Source organism: Pseudomonas sp. PDM31, from assembly GCF_019218965.1.
Classification (GTDB): Bacteria; Pseudomonadota; Gammaproteobacteria; order Pseudomonadales; family Pseudomonadaceae; genus Aquipseudomonas.
Genome location: NZ_JAHUWS010000005.1, coordinates 386,073 through 403,002, shown reverse-complemented (window position 1 = coordinate 403,002; position 16,930 = coordinate 386,073). Strand labels below are relative to the sequence as shown.

Annotated in this window: 13 protein-coding genes and 1 pseudogene; 8 read left to right on the top strand and 6 right to left on the bottom strand. The window is 61.0% G+C overall.

Going from position 1 to position 16,930, the window contains the following annotated elements:
* Positions 1–30 precede the first annotated feature (30 nt).
* Positions 31–1,110, bottom strand: a complete 1,080-nt coding sequence (locus KW839_RS12855; RefSeq protein ID WP_218424540.1) for a patatin-like phospholipase family protein — start codon at positions 1,108–1,110, stop codon at positions 31–33.
* Positions 1,111–1,364: 254 nt separating this feature from the next.
* Between KW839_RS12855 and KW839_RS12850 the strand changes: the two genes are divergently transcribed.
* From KW839_RS12850 to KW839_RS12835, 4 genes are read left to right on the top strand one after another with little or no spacing between them, the layout of a single operon-like run.
* A complete protein-coding gene (locus KW839_RS12850) occupies positions 1,365–1,673 on the top strand; it encodes a PepSY domain-containing protein (protein ID WP_060539864.1) in 309 nt (102 codons plus the stop codon).
* Entirely contained in the window at positions 1,673–1,993 is a 321-nt protein-coding gene (locus KW839_RS12845) for a PepSY domain-containing protein (RefSeq protein WP_218424539.1), read from the top strand. Before KW839_RS12850 ends, KW839_RS12845 begins: the two co-directional genes overlap by 1 nt.
* Before the next feature lie 3 nt (positions 1,994–1,996).
* Positions 1,997–2,665 (top strand): response regulator transcription factor, encoded by a 669-nt coding sequence (locus KW839_RS12840; RefSeq protein WP_060539862.1) that lies wholly within the window; start codon positions 1,997–1,999, stop codon positions 2,663–2,665.
* Complete coding sequence (locus KW839_RS12835; protein WP_218424538.1) at positions 2,662–3,981, top strand: sensor histidine kinase; 1,320 nt, start codon at positions 2,662–2,664, stop codon at positions 3,979–3,981. The genes KW839_RS12840 and KW839_RS12835 overlap by 4 nt, the downstream gene beginning before the upstream one ends.
* 265 nt (positions 3,982–4,246) lie before the next feature.
* On the opposite strand, the gene KW839_RS12830 is transcribed toward KW839_RS12835, so the two are convergent.
* The 3 genes and pseudogenes from KW839_RS12830 to KW839_RS28120 all read right to left on the bottom strand — a co-directional run.
* A complete protein-coding gene (locus tag KW839_RS12830; RefSeq protein ID WP_218424537.1) occupies positions 4,247–5,923 on the bottom strand; it encodes an MFS transporter in 1,677 nt (558 codons plus the stop codon).
* A gap of 309 nt (positions 5,924–6,232) precedes the next feature.
* The gene (locus tag KW839_RS28125; RefSeq protein WP_371318071.1) at positions 6,233–6,988 is read right to left on the bottom strand and encodes a methyl-accepting chemotaxis protein; all 756 of its coding nucleotides are present in this window, start codon (positions 6,986–6,988) and stop codon (positions 6,233–6,235) included.
* Positions 6,989–7,090: 102 nt separating this feature from the next.
* Positions 7,091–8,161, bottom strand: a pseudogene (locus tag KW839_RS28120) (HAMP domain-containing protein); the annotation flags it as partial.
* A 459-nt stretch (positions 8,162–8,620) separates the two neighbouring features.
* Between KW839_RS28120 and KW839_RS12820 the strand changes: the two are divergent.
* Entirely contained in the window at positions 8,621–9,937 is a 1,317-nt protein-coding gene (locus KW839_RS12820) for a Na+/H+ antiporter family protein (RefSeq protein WP_060539858.1), read from the top strand.
* A 41-nt stretch (positions 9,938–9,978) separates the two neighbouring features.
* Here KW839_RS12820 and KW839_RS12815 read toward each other — a convergent pair whose 3' ends face one another.
* The gene (locus KW839_RS12815) at positions 9,979–10,779 is read right to left on the bottom strand and encodes a cytochrome c (protein WP_218424583.1); all 801 of its coding nucleotides are present in this window, start codon (positions 10,777–10,779) and stop codon (positions 9,979–9,981) included.
* Between the two features lie 615 nt (positions 10,780–11,394).
* Here KW839_RS12815 and KW839_RS12810 point away from each other — a divergent pair.
* The 3 genes from KW839_RS12810 to KW839_RS12800 all read left to right on the top strand — a co-directional run bounded on the left by KW839_RS12810 (position 11,395) and on the right by KW839_RS12800 (position 15,592).
* On the top strand, positions 11,395–12,600 hold the full coding sequence (locus KW839_RS12810; protein WP_218424535.1) for an acetyl-CoA C-acetyltransferase: 1,206 nt from the start codon (positions 11,395–11,397) through the stop codon (positions 12,598–12,600).
* Between the two features lie 24 nt (positions 12,601–12,624).
* On the top strand, positions 12,625–14,769 hold the full coding sequence (locus KW839_RS12805; protein ID WP_218424534.1) for a 3-hydroxyacyl-CoA dehydrogenase NAD-binding domain-containing protein: 2,145 nt from the start codon (positions 12,625–12,627) through the stop codon (positions 14,767–14,769).
* A 94-nt stretch (positions 14,770–14,863) separates the two neighbouring features.
* Positions 14,864–15,592 (top strand): amidotransferase, encoded by a 729-nt coding sequence (locus KW839_RS12800; RefSeq protein WP_060539854.1) that lies wholly within the window; start codon positions 14,864–14,866, stop codon positions 15,590–15,592.
* 310 nt (positions 15,593–15,902) lie between these two features.
* Here the strand turns inward: KW839_RS12800 and KW839_RS12795 are convergent, their stop codons facing one another.
* Entirely contained in the window at positions 15,903–16,874 is a 972-nt protein-coding gene (locus KW839_RS12795; RefSeq protein ID WP_060539853.1) for a magnesium and cobalt transport protein CorA, read from the bottom strand.
* Positions 16,875–16,930 lie beyond the last annotated feature (56 nt).

Below are 16,930 nucleotides of genomic sequence, written 5' to 3'. Positions count from 1 at the left end.
GCAGGCGGCGAGTTTAGCAGTTTGTCCTGACTAAAGGGTCAGCAAGCGCTCGGCAAGTCGACCGTTGGCGGCCAGCTCGAGGAACTCGTCACCCAGGCGCCGGCTTTCATCGATGGTCGCGCGCCAGTATTTCTGCCGGGCCGGGGCGTCGCCCATGAAACGCTTGAAATCGCTTCGATCCGGCAGTTTGCCGTAGGGCAGGCGGGCCAGGTATTGCTTCGACGGTGCCAGCAACAGCACGTTCTGCAAGCGCTTCGGGCAGGCGCGGCGCCACGGCAAAGTTTTGTCGAACCAGCCGGGAATCACCCGGTCGGTGAAGTGCGGATAGAGCACGATGTCGTCGCCGCTGTAAGGCAGGTCGAGGTGGTAGTCCAGCAGGCCGCCATCGCGGAAGGTTCCGGCGCCGGCCCCCGGCAGGTCACGCACACCTTCCATGACCATCGGGATCGAGCCCGAGGCCAGCAAGGCCTGGCGCAGGTTGCCGGCGTTCAGGGCAACGAAGCGCGACGGAAAGTCGTTCAGTGCGTTGACGGGTGGCGCCAGGCGCGGGTCGTGGATGATCAGGCGCTCGAAGTGCCGCGCCAGCCGTGCGCGGCCGCGCAGGTTGTCGGCGATCACCGAGGACAGTCCCAGACCCAATCTGCCGCGATGATCTTCCGCCAGCAGGCCGTGGCTCTTGACCACCATGATGTTGAGCCGGTAATCGCTGTTGCTCAGGATCGAGCCGTCGCGACCGTCGAGCAGGTCATCGAGCATGCGCTGCGAGCTCTGGCTGATCTGCGCCATGGTCACGCCTTTGGCGAAGTTCTGCTCGGTGTACAACTGGCCAAGACGGCGGATGCCCTCGGCGGCATCCGGCAGGCAGGCGCTGGCGAAACGCCAGGAACCCACCGATGCGCCGATCAGCGAGCGCTCCCGTGGTGCCGCCGGCAGCCACTCGTCAAACAGCGCCAGGTCCAGACCCTGAATCCCCAGCGCCTTGGGCCCGCCGGCAGCGCCTGGCAAGATGCCGACATCGGCGGCATCCAGGCCATTGGCGCGAATGTGCGCCATGGCCCGGGGGCCGGCCTTGAGGGTGAGGGCAGGGAACTTGATGTGGATGGCGGTCATACCGGTCTCTATGTCTGGCAAGCGGACGGATTATAAAGGGTTGTAACCGATCCCTGTAGGAGCGAGCCTGCTCGCGATGAACCCGAGAGTATCGCGGGGTCTCAGGCTTCCCGCGTCATCGTTGACGATCATCGCGAGCCTGCTCGCTCCTACAGGGGAGGGCGGCGTTGTCAGTGATGGCAATTCAGTTTCAATTAAGTTCATCCCGCTAAGGTGGCTTCATACGCAACATGCAAAAAGTTTTGGAGACACCCATGAAAACCCTGACTGCCCTGTTCACCGCCTGCCTCATCGGCCTGGGTGCCAGCATCGCCCACGCCCGCGACCTGGGGCCTGACGAAGCGCTGAAACTGCGCGACGCTGGTACCATTGTGTCTTTCGAGCAGCTCAATGCCACTGCTCTGGCCCGGCATCCCGGTTCTACCGTCAGCGAGACCGGCCTGGAAGAGAAGTACGGCAAGTATCTTTATCAGGTGGAGCTGCGTGATCGGCAAGGCGTCGACTGGGATCTGGAATTAGACGCGGTCAGTGGGCAGGTACTCAAGGATCATCAGGATCGGTAATGAAGGTGTTTTTACTCAAACGATGCACCGCCGGCCGGGTGGCGCTGCTGCTTCTGGCGTTCTGCTCTGTGGTGATGGCCCGCGACCTGGATCAGGATGAAGCCCTGCGCCTGCGTCAACAGGGTGTGATCCTGCCCCTGGAGCAATTGCTGCAGCAGGCAATGGGTCGTTACCCCGGGGCGAAGTTGCTGGAAGCCGAGCTCGAAGAAAAACACGACGTCTACATTTATGAAGTCGAGCTGCTGACCCCCGAAGGGGTGGTCCGCGAGCTGGACATTGACGCCACGACCGGCCGTTTACTCAACGACAAGGAAGATTGACCGATGCGCCTGCTTCTGGTGGAAGACCACGTGCCGCTGGCTGATGAACTGATGGCCGGCCTCAATCGCCAGGGCTACGCCGTCGACTGGCTGGCAGACGGTCGCGATGCGGTGCATCAGGGCAGCACCGAACCCTATGACCTGATCATTCTCGACCTCGGCTTGCCGGGATTGCCGGGGCTGGACGTATTGGCCCAATGGCGCTCGGGTGGACTGGCCACGCCGGTGCTGATCCTCACCGCCCGGGATTCGTGGGCTGAACGCATCGAAGGCCTGAAGGCTGGCGCCGACGATTACCTGAGCAAACCCTTTCATCCCGAAGAGCTGCATTTGCGCGTTCAGGCCTTGCTGCGCCGCTCCCATGGTCAGGTCAACCAGCCGACCCTGCAGGCTGCCGGACTGCATCTGGATGAAGGTCGCCAGTGCGTGATCCGTGACGGTGCCGAGATTCAGCTGACCGCCGCGGAATTTCGTCTGCTGCGCTATTTCATGCTGCACCCCGAGCAGATCCTCTCCAAGAGCCACCTGGCCGAGCACCTCTACGACGGTGAAACCGAGCGCGATTCCAATGTGCTGGAAGTCCACGTCAACCACCTGCGACGCAAATTGGGGCGCAGCGTGATCGAAACCCGCCGTGGCCAGGGTTATCTGTTCGGTGGACAAGGCCGGTGAGGTCGATTCAACGCCGCTTGAGCCTGGGCCTGATCAGCGTGATGGTGGTGGTCGGCCTGGTCATGGCGCAAACCAGCCTGTGGCTGTTCGAAATAGGCTTGCAGCGTTACCTCGAAGATGGATTGCGCAACGACAGTGAGAGCCTGCTGCTGGCAATGGTGCGCGGGCCGCAGGGTTTGCAACTGGATGAGCGCCACCTGTCGCCGGCCTATCAGCGGCCGTTTTCCGGGCATTACTTCCGCATCGATTTTGCCGACAACCACTGGCGTTCCCGCTCGTTATGGGACCAGGAGCTGCCGCCACTGGCCCAACCCGGATTAAACAGCAACCTGCAGCTAGGTCCGGATGGCCAGCAGTTGTTGGTGTTGCGTACGGACTATCGGCGCCAAGGCCAATCGATCTCCATCAGCGTCGCCCAGGATTACACCCCGGTGCGCGAGAGTTTTCGGCGCATCCGCCAGATCGGTCTGGGCCTTGGCCTGGCCGGGTTGCTGGTGATTTTGCTGCTGCAACGGATCACCGTACGCCGCGCCTTGCGCCCGCTGGAAACTGCCCGTGAGCAGATCGCCCAGTTGCAGCAGGGACAACGTTCGCAACTCGACGACCGGGTGCCGGTGGAACTGGAGCCGCTGGTGGCGCAGATCAACCATCTGGTGGCCCACACCGAAGACAGTCTCAAGCGTTCGCGCAATGCGTTGGGCAACCTCGGCCATGCCCTGAAAACACCATTGGCGGTCTTGCTGAGCCTGGCATCCAGTGAGCAGCTCGACGCGCATCCGCAACTGCGAAAGACCCTCAAGGCACAGCTGGAACAGGTCCAGACGCGGCTCAATCGCGAACTCAATCGCGCGCGCCTGTCCGGCGACGCGCTGCCTGGTGCGCTGTTTGATTGCGATGGGGAACTGCCAGGTTTGCTGGCGACCCTGAACATGATCCACGGCGAACACCTTGAGCTGAGTTACCGCGCACCGACCGGCCTGCAATTGCCGTGGGATCGTGAAGATCTGCTGGAGTTGCTGGGTAACCTGCTGGACAACGCTTGCAAATGGGCGGACGCCGAGGTTCGCCTGAGTGTGGTCGAGACTGTGCAAGGCTTTGAACTCAGCGTGGAAGACGATGGCCCGGGGATTCCCGAAGATCGCCGCGATCAGGTGTTCAGCCGGGGGACGCGGCTGGATGAGCAGACTGACGGGCATGGCTTGGGGTTGGGAATCGTGCGTGACATCGTCGACGCCTGGGGCGGGACACTGTCGTTGCTCGAGAGCGAGTGGGGCGGCTTGAAGGTGCTCATCGAGTTGCCCGCCCGCAATCTGTAGGAGCGAGCCTGCTCGCGATGGTCGTCAACGCTGACGCGGGGAGTCTGGTTCCCCGCGGTGTTCTTGAGTCCATCGCGAGCATGCTCGCTCCTACGGGGATCTGTGGCAGCTACAGGGCTCGCATTCACTGTAGGAGCGAGCCTGCTCGCGATGGTCGTCAACGCTGACGCGGGAAGCCTGACACCCCCCGGCGTTCTCGGGTTTTTCGCGAGCATGCTCGCTCCTACAGGGGGTCTGTGGCAGCCACAGGCTAAGACCAACGGGCCTATGTATTATTAATCTCCCGATCCTTGGTTTCCGGCAGGAAGAACGTGCCAAGTATCGCCGTCATCACCGCGATGACGATCGGGTACCACAGCCCGTAGTAGATATCCCCCGTGGCCGCCACCATGGCGAATGCTACCGTTGGCAGGAAACCACCGAACCAGCCATTGCCGATGTGGTAGGGCAGGGACATCGAGGTGTAGCGGATGCGCGTCGGGAACAGCTCCACCAGCCAGGCGGCAATCGGGCCGTAAACCATGGTCACGTAGATCACCAGGATGGTCAGCAATAGCAACACCATCGGGTAGTTGGTCTTGGCCGGGTCGGCTTTTTCCGGGTAACCGGCTTCCTTGAGCGCACCGCCGAGGGTGGCGGTGAAGGCGTCGTTGCGGGTCTTGAATTCGGCGGCGGGCAGGCTGCTGCCTTCGAAACTCTGGATCACTTTATCGCCGATGCGCACCTGGGCAACGGTGCCCGGTTCGGCCTTCTCGTTCTTGTAGGGGATAGCCCGCTTGGCCAGCAGGGTCTTGGCCAGGTCGCAGGAACTGGTGAATCTGGCCTTGCCCACCGGGTCGAACTGGAACGAACACTGGTCGGGATCGGCAATGACCGTGACCGGGTTCTTCTCCTGGGCAACAAATACGTCGGGGTTACCGTACTGGGTCAAGGCATGGAAGATCGGGAAGTAGGTCAGTGCCGCGAGGATGCAACCGGCCATGATGATGCCCTTGCGGCCTATACGGTCGGACAGGCTGCCGAAGATCACGAAGAACGGCGTACCGATCAGCAGTGAGCCGGCAATCAGCAGGTTGGCGGTCTGCGGGTCGATCTTCAACGTCTGCAGCAGGAAGAACAGCGCATAGAACTGCCCGGTGTACCAGACCACGGCCTGTCCGGCGGTACCGCCGAGCAGGGACATGATGACGATCTTGAGGTTGTCCCAGCGGGCGAAGGACTCGGTCAGCGGCGCCTTGGAAGCCTTGCCTTCAGCCTTCATCTTCAGGAACACCGGCGACTCGCTGAGTTGCAGGCGGATATACACCGAGATGATCAGCAGCAGGATCGACAGCAGGAACGGAATACGCCAGCCCCAGGCTTCGAAGGCTTCAGTGCCAAGCAAGGTGCGACAGGCGAGGATCACCAGCAGTGACATAAACAGGCCGAGGGTCGCCGTGGTCTGTATCCATGAAGTGAAGAAGCCGCGCCTGCCTTTGGGGGCGTGCTCCGCGACGTAGGTCGCCGCACCGCCGTACTCGCCACCCAGGGCCAGGCCTTGCAACAGGCGCAGGGTAATCAGGATGACCGGTGCTGCAACGCCTATGGTCGCATAACCTGGCAACAGGCCGACCACGGCTGTGGAAATACCCATGATCACGATGGTGATGAGGAAGGTGTGCTTGCGCCCGATCATGTCGCCCAAGCGGCCGAACACAATGGCGCCGAAAGGCCGAACGGCGAAGCCGGCGGCAAAAGCGAGCAGGGCGAAGATGAATGCGGTGGTTTCGTTGACGCCGGCAAAGAAGTGCTTGGCAATGATCGCAGCGAGTGAGCCGTACAGGTAGAAGTCGTACCATTCGAAAACGGTACCCAGTGACGAGGCAAAAATGACTTTGCGCTCCTCCTTGGTGATCCCGTGCCCGGACGCGTTGCCCGAGGTTGCATTGTCGATTGCCGCCATGAGTGTTCTCCGTTTTTTTTGTTGTAGGCCGGAGTACCTTCACTGAATATCTTCGCACCCTGGCCCTGGGGCTGATGTCGTCGGATTACGGGGCTTGCATTCCAGGTTGACGCCAGAAAACGCTGCAAGATTCCATGAAGCATAATCGGCTTGTGGCATATATCCACTTGCCATCATTTTGTTGAGCCGTGCGCAGAAAAAAATGTGGGAGCGGGCTTGCTCGCGAAAGCGCAGTGTCAGGTAGTAGATTTCTCACTGACACTGCGCTTTCGCGAGCAAGCCCGCTCCCACAGGGGCATTTTGCCGGGTTTAAACGCGGAACTGATCCATCAGGCTCTGCTGCTGGTTAGCCAGGCTGTTGAGTGACTGGCTGACCCGCGCGGACTCATTGGCCTGGCCCGACAGTGATTCGGTCACATCGCGGATGGTCGCCACGTTGCTGTTGATTTCCTCGGCCACCGCGCTCTGCTCCTCGGCGGCGCTGGCGATCTGCATGTTCATGTCATTGATCACGGTGACTGCATCGCCGATCTGGCGCAGCGCGGTCACCGCCTGGCTGACCTGCTCGACGCTGCCCTGGGCCTGACGATGGCTGTTGTTCATCGAGCCGACCACATCCTGAGTGCCGCTTTGCAGTTGCTCGATTACCAGGCGGGTTTCTTCCACGGACTCCTGGGTGCGTCGTGCCAGATTGCGTACTTCATCGGCCACCACGGCAAAACCGCGCCCGGCTTCACCGGCCCGGGCGGCTTCGATCGCCGCATTGAGGGCCAGCAGGTTGGTCTGTTCGGCAATGGCGCGGATCACTTCCAGCACCGAGCCGATCTTCTCGCTGTTGGCCGCCAACCCCTCAACCTGGGCCATCGCCGTGCTCATGTCGGCGGCCAGGGTGTCGATGCTGGCGGTGGTGCGGTCGATCACGGTCAGGCCCTGGCGGGTCGCCTGATCGGCGTCCCGTGCGGCATGGGCCGCTTGCGCCGCGCTGCGGGCGACGTCCTGGGCGGTAGCGCTCATTTCGTGGGACGCGGTGGCCACCTGATCGACCTGGCGGTACTGCTGCTCCATGCCGGCGCTGGTCTGGGTAGCGATGGCGGCCGACTGGTCAGCGGTGCTGCGCGCGTCCTGCACCGAGCGTTTGACCTCGGCAATGACCGGTTGCAGCTTGTCGAGGAAACGGTTGAACCAGCCGGCCAGTTGGCCCAGTTCGTCCTGCTTGTCGTAGGCCAGACGACGGGTCAGGTCACCTTCGCCGCTGGCGATGTCTTCGAGCATGTGCGCCACGCCGAGGATCGGCCGGGTGACACTGCGGGCCATTAGCCACACCAGCAGCAGACCGATCAAGGCCGCCAGGGCGCCAAGGCCGAGTTCGACCAGGGTGCCGGCGGTGTTGCTTTCATCCAGTTGCTGTTTCAGGGCTTCGGCGCGGCTGACCAGGACTTTCTCCGGCACGTCGAGCAACACGCCCCACGACTTGCCACCGGGAATCGGCTGGAACGGCGCCAGCACTTTCAACTGCTGCTGACTGTGCAGGCTGGTGGTCGTGCTGCTGGAAGCGAGCAGGCTCAGCAACTGTGCGCCACTGACCTTGTCCACGGCCTCCAGGCGCTGGCTGAGCTTGCTGGTGTCCGGGCTGTAGCCGGCGAGCAAACCGGCGGGGCTGATGATGCTGACGCTGGTCTGGCCGTCATAGAGTTTTTTGCTTGCGCTCTGGCTGAGGCTTTGCAGGCTGTCGAGGTTGATGTCCACCGACAGCGAGGCGATGACCTTGCCATTGACCATCAGCGGAAAAACGATGCTGGTCATCAGCACGTTCTGGCCGTCGATCTGATAGAAGTAGGGTTCAATCACGCAGGGCTTGAGCGTGGTGCGCGGGCAGGTGAACCAGGCATTGGCCGGCTCGCCGCTGGGGCCGGTTCTGGTGTCGGCCAGTTCATTTTCCGGCAACGCCATGGAGGTCACCTTGCCCGGCGTCGGTTGCGACCAGTACAGCGCAAAACGGCCTTTGTCGTTGCTGCCCAGCTCCGCCTGGCCGCTGAACAGTTCATCCTTGCCGTCCAGCGCGTTGGCTTCGAATACAAGGGACAGGCCCAGCAATTCAGGGTTGGCCTGCAGGGCCGCCTTGACTTGGCGGGTCAGGTCTTCGCGCAGGTCGAAGGCGTCGAGAAAGCGCTTCTCGGCCTGCTCGCGCAGAAACAGCACTTGGCGCGAAAAACCGTGACCATATTGATAGGCGTCCATGAACTGTTGGCGAATCCCCAGCGCCTGGTTTTCACTCTGGGATTCGATCCGGGCTTGAGCCGCTTCAGTCAGCATCTCCATGCTCGAGGCTTTAACCAGCTCGGAGCTGTGCTCCATGCGATAGAGTGAAAGACCGACCAGAAGGGTCACGATACCCGCCAGGCACAGGCCGGCGAGCAGGGTGATTTTCCATTGAATGGAAAGGTGTCTGAGTGACATGGCGGCGTCCTTTATTCGATAAATATCTAAGACTTTGCCCTTTAACGGCCTCAAAACAGCTTTCTTGAGCTACAAGCTGCAAACTGCCAGTGAAAAACACAGATGCTTGCACCTTCACACTTGCAGCTTGTCGCTGCTTCATTCAAAGTGCGCGCCCTCTAATAAAACCCATTACTTTTTCCGCTGGCGGCTCATGCAGACTGCCGGACGGACTCTTTCCGTTTGTCTCGAGGTAGTGAAATGAATGCAGTGATTGCCGCGGTCGGCATCATGCTGATCCTCAGCCTGTCCCGCGTGCACGTGGTGATCGCGCTGATCGTGGGCGCATTGGTGGGCGGGCTGACCGGCGGCCTGGGCATCGACGCGACGCTCAAGGCGTTCAACAGCGGCCTGGGTGGCGGTGCGACCGTGGCATTGTCCTATGCGCTGCTCGGCGCCTTCGCCGTGGCCATCGCCAAGTCCGGCCTGGCCCATGCCCTGGCGGACAAGGCCCTGGCGATGGTTGAGCGGCAGCACGCCAGCGGTGGCCGACAGATCAAGTGGCTATTGATCGGGCTGTTAGGTGCGGTGGCCATCGCCTCGCAGAACATTCTGCCGATTCATATCGCCTTTATTCCGTTGCTGGTCCCGCCGCTGTTGTACGTGTTGACCAAGCTGCAACTGGATCGCCGCCTGATCGCCTGTGTGATGACCTTCGGTCTGATCACGCCGTACATGTTCCTGCCAGTGGGCTTCGGCAACATCTTCCTCAATGAGATTCTGCTGGCCAATGTCGCCCGCAGCGGTGTGGACATCAGCGGGATCAACGTGACCCACGCCATGGGAATCCCGGCGTTAGGCATGGTGGCAGGCTTGCTGATCGCGTTTGTCAGCTACCGCAAGAAGCGCGTCTACGACCTGGAAAAGATCGAGCAGGTCGAGCAGGTGGCGGTGCAATACAACCCGCTGAGCCTGATGGTGGCTGGGGTGGCGATTGCCGCCGCGTTCGTCATTCAGTTGCTGCTGGACTCGATGATCATCGGTGCGCTGACCGGCTTCCTGATTTTCTCGGTATCGGGCATCGTCAAATGGCGCGACACCGATGATCTGTTCACCGAAGGCATGAAGATGATGGCGATGATCGGCTTCATCATGATTGCCGCCTCGGGGTTTGCCGAAGTAATGAAGGCTACTGGCGAGGTGCAGACCCTGGTCGAATCGTCCGCCTCGTGGATCGATCACAGCAAAGGCGTCGGCGCCTTGCTGATGTTGCTGGTGGGGCTGCTGGTGACCATGGGCATCGGCTCGTCATTCTCCACCGTGCCGATTCTGGCAGCGATCTTCGTGCCGCTGTGCGTGCAACTGGGCTTCAGCCCGCTGGCGATCGTCTGCATCGTCGGCACTGCCGGTGCGCTGGGTGACGCCGGTTCGCCCGCCTCGGATTCGACCCTCGGCCCGACTTCCGGCCTGAACATCGATGGACAGCACCATCACATCTGGGACACCGTGGTCCCGACCTTCCTGCACTACAACCTGCCGTTGCTGGTGTTTGGCTGGGTAGCGGCGATGGTGCTGTAGCAAGGTTGGTTATTGTGTAGCTCCTACAGGGCTGCGGCCGGTCAGGGTTTCACCTTGCGTCCGGCCATATGCTGCAAATACCCCACCAGCATCTGCAGATCCTGATCCGGCAGGACCTGCACCGTAAATCCGGGCATTTTCGCCTGCGGCCACTGGCGCAGACTCTGTGGATCACGGATATAGCGCTTGAGGAAGTCCGCCCCGAAGTATTCGGTCGGGCTGAACGGAATATTCAGGTCCGGCCCGAACTGCGCGTCCCCGGCACCGTTCAATCGATGGCACGCCAGGCAGTTCTTTTGAAACAACGCGAACCCCTTGTTCACCGGATCGTCGGCCTTCAATGCCGGATCAGGCAGCAGGGCAGGGAAGCGCTCGGCCACAGGCGCCATGCGCTTGATGCTGGCGACCTGATATGGCCACTGTTCCGGGCTGATATTGCCGGCCTCTGGGTCGGTCCAGACCAGATAGAAGGGGCCTGCACCAGGTTTGCCCGCTGACAGGGGTGGCCAGGGTTGGGCCGGGTCTTCAACCGCCAGCCAGGCCCGCGCACCCTGGGAGTTGAGCAATGGCGCTGCGGCCATTTCCGCGGCAAAACCGTCCAGTGCCACGGCCTGCAGATGGTCCTCGGGCGTGACGCCTTGCAAGAGCGCCGAAAGGGGCACGGCGCGATAGCTCATGTCCCGCTTGTAGGAGACGTCGTTGCGGATGTTGATGGTTTGAACCTGGGGATGCTTGAGCAACTGCTCGGTCTGCCAGGTGCGACTGTTCGCGCCCAGCTCCAGATTCAGCTGTGCGGCATACAGGGGCGTGCCGATCAGCAGGGCCCCGAGCAATATGAGCATTTTCAATGGGTCGCCGTCCGTGTCGTGAAAGTGCGAAAAAGATTGGCACAGTCACGCAGGCCCCGATAGCGGGCCAGTCACATTTTCAACGTGGCAATACAAATAACCGTGACGCCGTTTTTTCCAGCGACTAGCCGAGCACCTTGGTCAGGTTCGGCAAGATCAATAACAGCGTGGTGGCGAAAAGGATGAGTCCGGCTTGACGTACTTTTGGTTGTTTGAACATGGCTTGACCGCCTTTTTTGTTATTAGTTGATGCCTGCCCCAATTGCTCCACACGGCAGTGCGTTGCACATCCTGTAACGACGAGCGCCTCGGCAAAACCCGACGACAACTTCGTACAACTTCACCTTAGAGCCCGCGTCACGCTTGGTTTAGATCCTTTTCGTATGTTTTAAGTACCAATAGCTTTAAAAAAAGCATGAGGCATATTGCCAGCAACATGCGCGCCCGTTAGCTAGACAGCTTGGCGTCCTGAAACGGTTCATCCGCGGACCAATGACCGTCCGTCTGAGCGTGCACGTCAACGTCAGTGAGCGTTGCGGTCATTGAATCGATGCGGGCTCGGAATAAGGTGGAAGCCTGTTCTTCATCACCATCAGGTTCGAGGACGTCATGACCCAGGCTTTGATTTTCGACGCATTACGCACGCCCCGTGGCAAAGGTAAGGCCGATGGCGCGCTGCACAGCGTCAAACCGGTGAATCTGGTGGCAGGTTTGCTCACCGCACTGCAACAGCGCACTGCCCTGGACACCAGCCAGGTCGATGATGTGGTGCTCGGTTGCGTGACGCCGATCGGCGATCAAGGCAGCGACATCGCCAAGACTGCGGCTCAGGTGGCTGATTGGGACGTCAGCGTGGCCGGGGTGCAGATCAATCGGTTCTGCGCCTCGGGGCTGGAGGCGGTGAACCTTGGCGCCATGAAAGTGCGTTCCGGTTTTGAGGACCTGGTAGTGGTCGGTGGCGTCGAGTCGATGTCGCGGGTGCCGATGGGCAGCGATGGCGGTGCCTGGGCACTGGATCCGGCAACCAACCTGCACAGTCACTTCACCCCTCAGGGTGTGGGCGCCGACCTGATCGCCACCCTTGAAGGCTTCAGCCGTCAGGACGTCGATGCCTATGCGCTGCATTCCCAGCAGAAAGCGGCGCGGGCCCGGGCGGATGGCTCGTTCAACAAGTCGCTGGTGCCGGTGCAGGACCAGAACGGCATCATCCTGCTCGATCACGATGAATTCATTCGCGCCGATTCGACCCTGGAAGGCCTGGGCAAGCTCAAGCCGAGTTTCGAGATGATGGGGCAGATGGGTTTCGACGCGACCGCGCTGAGGGTCTACAGCCATGTAGAACGGATCAATCATGTCCACACTCCCGGCAACAGTTCCGGGATCGTCGATGGCGCGGCCTTGATGCTGATCGGCTCCGAGGCCAAGGGCCGGGCGCTGGGCTTGCAGCCACGGGCGCGAATCGTCGCCACGGCGGTCACCAGTACCGATCCGACCATCATGCTCACCGGCCCCGCGCCGGCTACCCGCAAGGCGCTGGCCAAGGCCGGGCTGCGGGTCGAAGACATTGACCTGTTCGAGGTCAATGAGGCGTTCGCGTCCGTGGTGTTGAAGTTTATCAAGGACATGGCCGTCGACCCGGACAAGGTCAACGTCAATGGCGGCTCCATCGCCATGGGCCACCCGCTGGGCGCCACCGGCTGCGCGATCCTCGGCACATTGCTCGATGAACTGGAAGCCAGGCACCTGCGCTACGGCCTCGCGACTCTGTGTGTCGGCGGCGGCATGGGCATTGCCACCATCATCGAACGCCTCTGAGCCCGCCATTCAAGGAAAAGTGACATGACCCAAGACATTCGTTACGAAAAGGACCAGGATCGCATTGTTGTCCTGACCATCGACATGCCGGGCCAGAGCGCCAACACCATGAATGCCGTGTACCGCGAGGCCATGGCTGACTGCGTCGCGCGGCTGGTGGCCGACAAGGACGCCATCGCCGGCGTGATCATCACCTCGGCGAAGAAAACCTTTTTTGCCGGCGGTGACCTCAATGAACTGATCAAGGTCGGCAAGCCCGAGGCCAAGGCCTTCTACGACATGGTCCTGACCCTCAAGGGGCAGTTGCGCACCCTGGAGACCCTCGGCAAACCGGTGGTCGCGGCGATCAACGGCGCGGCCCTGGGTGGAGGCTGGGAAATCTGCCTGGCCTGTCATCACCGGGTGGTCGTGGATCATCCGTCGGTGCAGCTTGGCCTGCCGGAAGTGACTCTCGGCCTGCTGCCGGGTGGCGGCGGAGTGGTGCGCATGGTGCGCATGCTCGGTCTGGAGAAGGCCCTGCCTTATCTGCTCGAAGGCAAGAAGGTGCGGCCGCAGCAGGCGTTGCAGGCTGGGCTGGTCGATGAGCTCGCCTCGGACCAGGATGACTTGCTGGCCCGGGCGCGGGCGTGGATTCTCGCCAATCCGACGGCAGCGCAGCGTTGGGATGTGAAGGGCTACCAGATTCCCGGTGGCACGCCATCGAACCCGAAAGTCGCGCAAATGCTTGCCATTGCGCCATCGATCCTGCGCAGCAAGACTCAGGGCACGATGCCTGCCCCGGAGAAAATCCTCTGTGCCGCGGTCGAGGGTGCCCAGGTGGATTTTGACACGGCGCATCTGATCGAAACCCGTTACTTCACCGAACTGACCACCGGGCAAATATCGAAAAACCTGATCGGCACCTTCTGGTTCCAGCTCAACGAAATCAATGCCGGAGGCTCGCGACCCCAGGGATTTGCACCCTATGTCACGCGCAAAGTGGGCGTGCTGGGTGCCGGGATGATGGGCGCCGGTATCGCCTTTGTCAGCGCATCGGCAGGGGTGGAGGTGGTGCTCAAGGACATCAGTCTCGCCGCCGCCGAGAAGGGCAAGGCGCATTCGGCGGCGTTGCTGGACAAGAAAGTCGCGCGCGGCCAGATGAGCGCCCAGCAGCGCGAGGCCGTGCTGGCACGCATCCAGGCGAGCGAAAGCGATGCCGACCTGGCCGGTTGCGATCTGATCATCGAAGCCGTGTTCGAGGACCGTGAGCTCAAGGCCAAGGTCTCCCTGGCCGCGCAGCAAGTGGTCGGTGCCGACGCCGTGATCGCTTCCAACACCTCGACCTTGCCGATCAGCGGCCTGGCCACCGCCGTACCCGACCAGAGCAAGTTCATCGGCCTGCATTTCTTCAGTCCGGTGGAAAAAATGCCATTGGTGGAGATCATCAAGGGCGCCAACACCAGCGATGAAACTCTGGCTCGCGGCTTTGATTTTGTCCTGCAAATCAAGAAAACCCCGATTGTGGTCAACGACAGCCGTGGTTTCTTCACCTCGCGAGTGTTCGGCACCTTTACCAACGAAGGCATCGCCATGCTCGGCGAAGGCATCAGCGCGGCGATGATCGAGACCGAAGCGCGCAAGGCCGGCATGCCCGTGGGGCCACTGGCGATCTCTGATGAAGTGTCCCTGAGCCTGATGGACCACATTCGCCAGCAAACCGCCAAAGACCTGCAGGCGCAAGGCACGCCGCAGCAAGAGCATCCGGCGTTCGCCGTGATTGACTTGCTGCTCAATGAGTACAAACGTCCGGGCAAGGCTGCCGGAGGGGGTTTCTACGAGTACCCGGCCGGTGGCCAGAAGCATCTGTGGCCGGAGCTGAAAACCCGCTTCGAGAAAGCCGACGGGCAGATTTCACCCAAGGATGTGCGTGATCGCCTGTTATTTGTGCAAGCCATCGAAACTGTGCGTTGCCTGGAGGAGGGCGTGCTGACCTCAACGGCGGATGCCAACGTCGGCTCGATCTTCGGCATCGGCTTCGCCGCCTGGACCGGTGGCGCACTGCAATTCATCAATCAGTATGGCGTGCAGGATTTTGTCGCCCGCGCCCAGTATCTGGCCGGGCAGTACGGGGATCGATTCGCACCGCCTGCGCTGTTGCTGGAGAAGGCGGCCAAGGGCACGGTGTTCTAAGGGGAGGGGACACATTGCGGGGCTTGCCTTGTCACCCTGTTTCAAGGCAGGCTCTGGGGTGTGCATTATTCCCATCACGTGTCAGGTATTTTTTATGTCGTTACGCATCTGCATTCTGGAAACCGACATCCTGCGTCCGGAGTTGGTTGACCAATATCAGGGCTACGGGCAGATGTTCAAACACCTGTTTTCGCAGCAACCGATTGCCGCCGAATTCACCGTCTACAACGTGCTGCAAGGTGAATATCCAAGTGATGATCTGACCTTCGACGCCTATCTGGTGACAGGCAGCAAGGCCGACTCCTTCGGCACCGACCCGTGGATCGAAACCCTGCGAGCTTATCTGCTGACCCGCTACGAGCGCGGCGACAAACTGCTGGGTGTGTGTTTCGGCCATCAGTTGCTGGCGCTGCTGCTCGGTGGCAAGAGCGAACGGGCGACCCAGGGCTGGGGCGTCGGCACGCACAACTACAAACTGGCAGCCAAGGCGCCATGGATGAGTCCGGTGCGCGAAGAACTGACTCTGTTGATCAGTCACCAGGATCAGGTCACCTCATTGCCGGAAAATGCCACAGTGATCGCATCCAGCGATTTCTGCCCTTTTGCCGCGTACCACATCAACGATCAGGTGTTGTGCTTCCAGGGCCATCCTGAGTTCATTCACGACTATTCCCGGGCATTGCTGGAGATACGCCAGCAAGTACTGGGCGAGCCGGTCTACTCCAAAGGCATTGCCAGCCTTGAGCAGGAGCACCATGGCACCACGGTGGCCGAGTGGATGATGCGGTTTGTGGCGCATAAACCACAGTCAGAAGCTGTTTAAAGGCAAACGCCGCTCCCACATGGGAATACGGTCAACTGTAGGAGCGGGCAGGCTCGCGATGGACTCAAGAACACCGCGGGGAACCAGACTCCCCGCGTAATCGTTAACAACCATCGCGAGCCTGCTCGCTCCTACAGGGGTATGCGGTCAACTGTAGGAGCGAGCAAGCTCGCGATGGGCTCAAGAACACCGCGGGGAACCAGACTCCCCACGTTATCGTTAACGACCATCGCGAGCCGGCTCGGTCCTACAGGGGGGGATTGCGGCCAGGCACAATGCCTGGCAACGCCATCGAAGCGCTCGCCTGCTTCTAAAGCCAGCCGGACTTCTTGAAACTCGCCCACAACCCCACGCATCCCACCGCAATAAACCCCAGCACCCCGAAGTACCCGTAGTGCCAGGTCAGCTCCGGCATGTTCTGGAAGTTCATCCCGTAAATCCCCGCGACTGCCGTCGGAAACGCCAGAATGGCTGCCCACGCCGCGAACTTGCGTTGCACCACACTCTGACGCGACGCCTCCAGCAGCACCCCGATCTCGATCGTCTGGCTGGCAATATCCGCCAGGGTCGTCAGATCTTCCATCTGCCGGGTCACGTGAATCTGCACATCGCGAAAGTACGGACGCATGTTCTTGTCGATGAACGGGAAGTTGAGTTTTTGCAGTTCCTCACCGATTTCTACCATCGGCGCGGCGTATCGGCGCAGGCGCAGTACATCTCGACGCAGGCCGTGGAGTTTCTGGATATCGCGCTCATTCAACGCACTGCACAGGACGTTGCGCTCCAGTTCGTCGATTTCGGCATGAATCGCTTCGCCCATGGGCTGGTAGTTTTCGATCACGAAGTCGAGCAGGGCGTAGAGTACGAAATCTTCCCCGTGCTCCAGCAGCAGCGGGCGCGCCTCACAGCGCTGCCGGACATAGGCGTAGGATGCTGAGTGACCGTTGCGAGCGGTAATGATGTAGCCGTTGCCGGCAAAGATATGCGTCTCGATGAACTGGAGTTTGCCTTCGTTGCGGATTGGCGAGTACGTAACAATGAACAGCGCATCGCCGAAGGTTTCCAGCTTGGGCCGGCTGTGTTTCTCCAGGGCATCTTCAATGGCCAGTTCGTGCAGGTTGAACTGGCGTTGCAGGTTGGCCAGCTCCTGGGCGTCTGGCTCTTCGAGACCGATCCAGACAAAGTGATCAGGCTTTGCAGCCCAGGCCGCGCCTTCGTCGAGGGTGATATTGGTGACTTTTTTACCAGCGCTATAAACCGCAGCAGCAACAACTCTACCCATGATGGTGGTTCACTTCTTGGTGGCAGCTATGTAAGCAAAGATGACAGTGGCAGGCG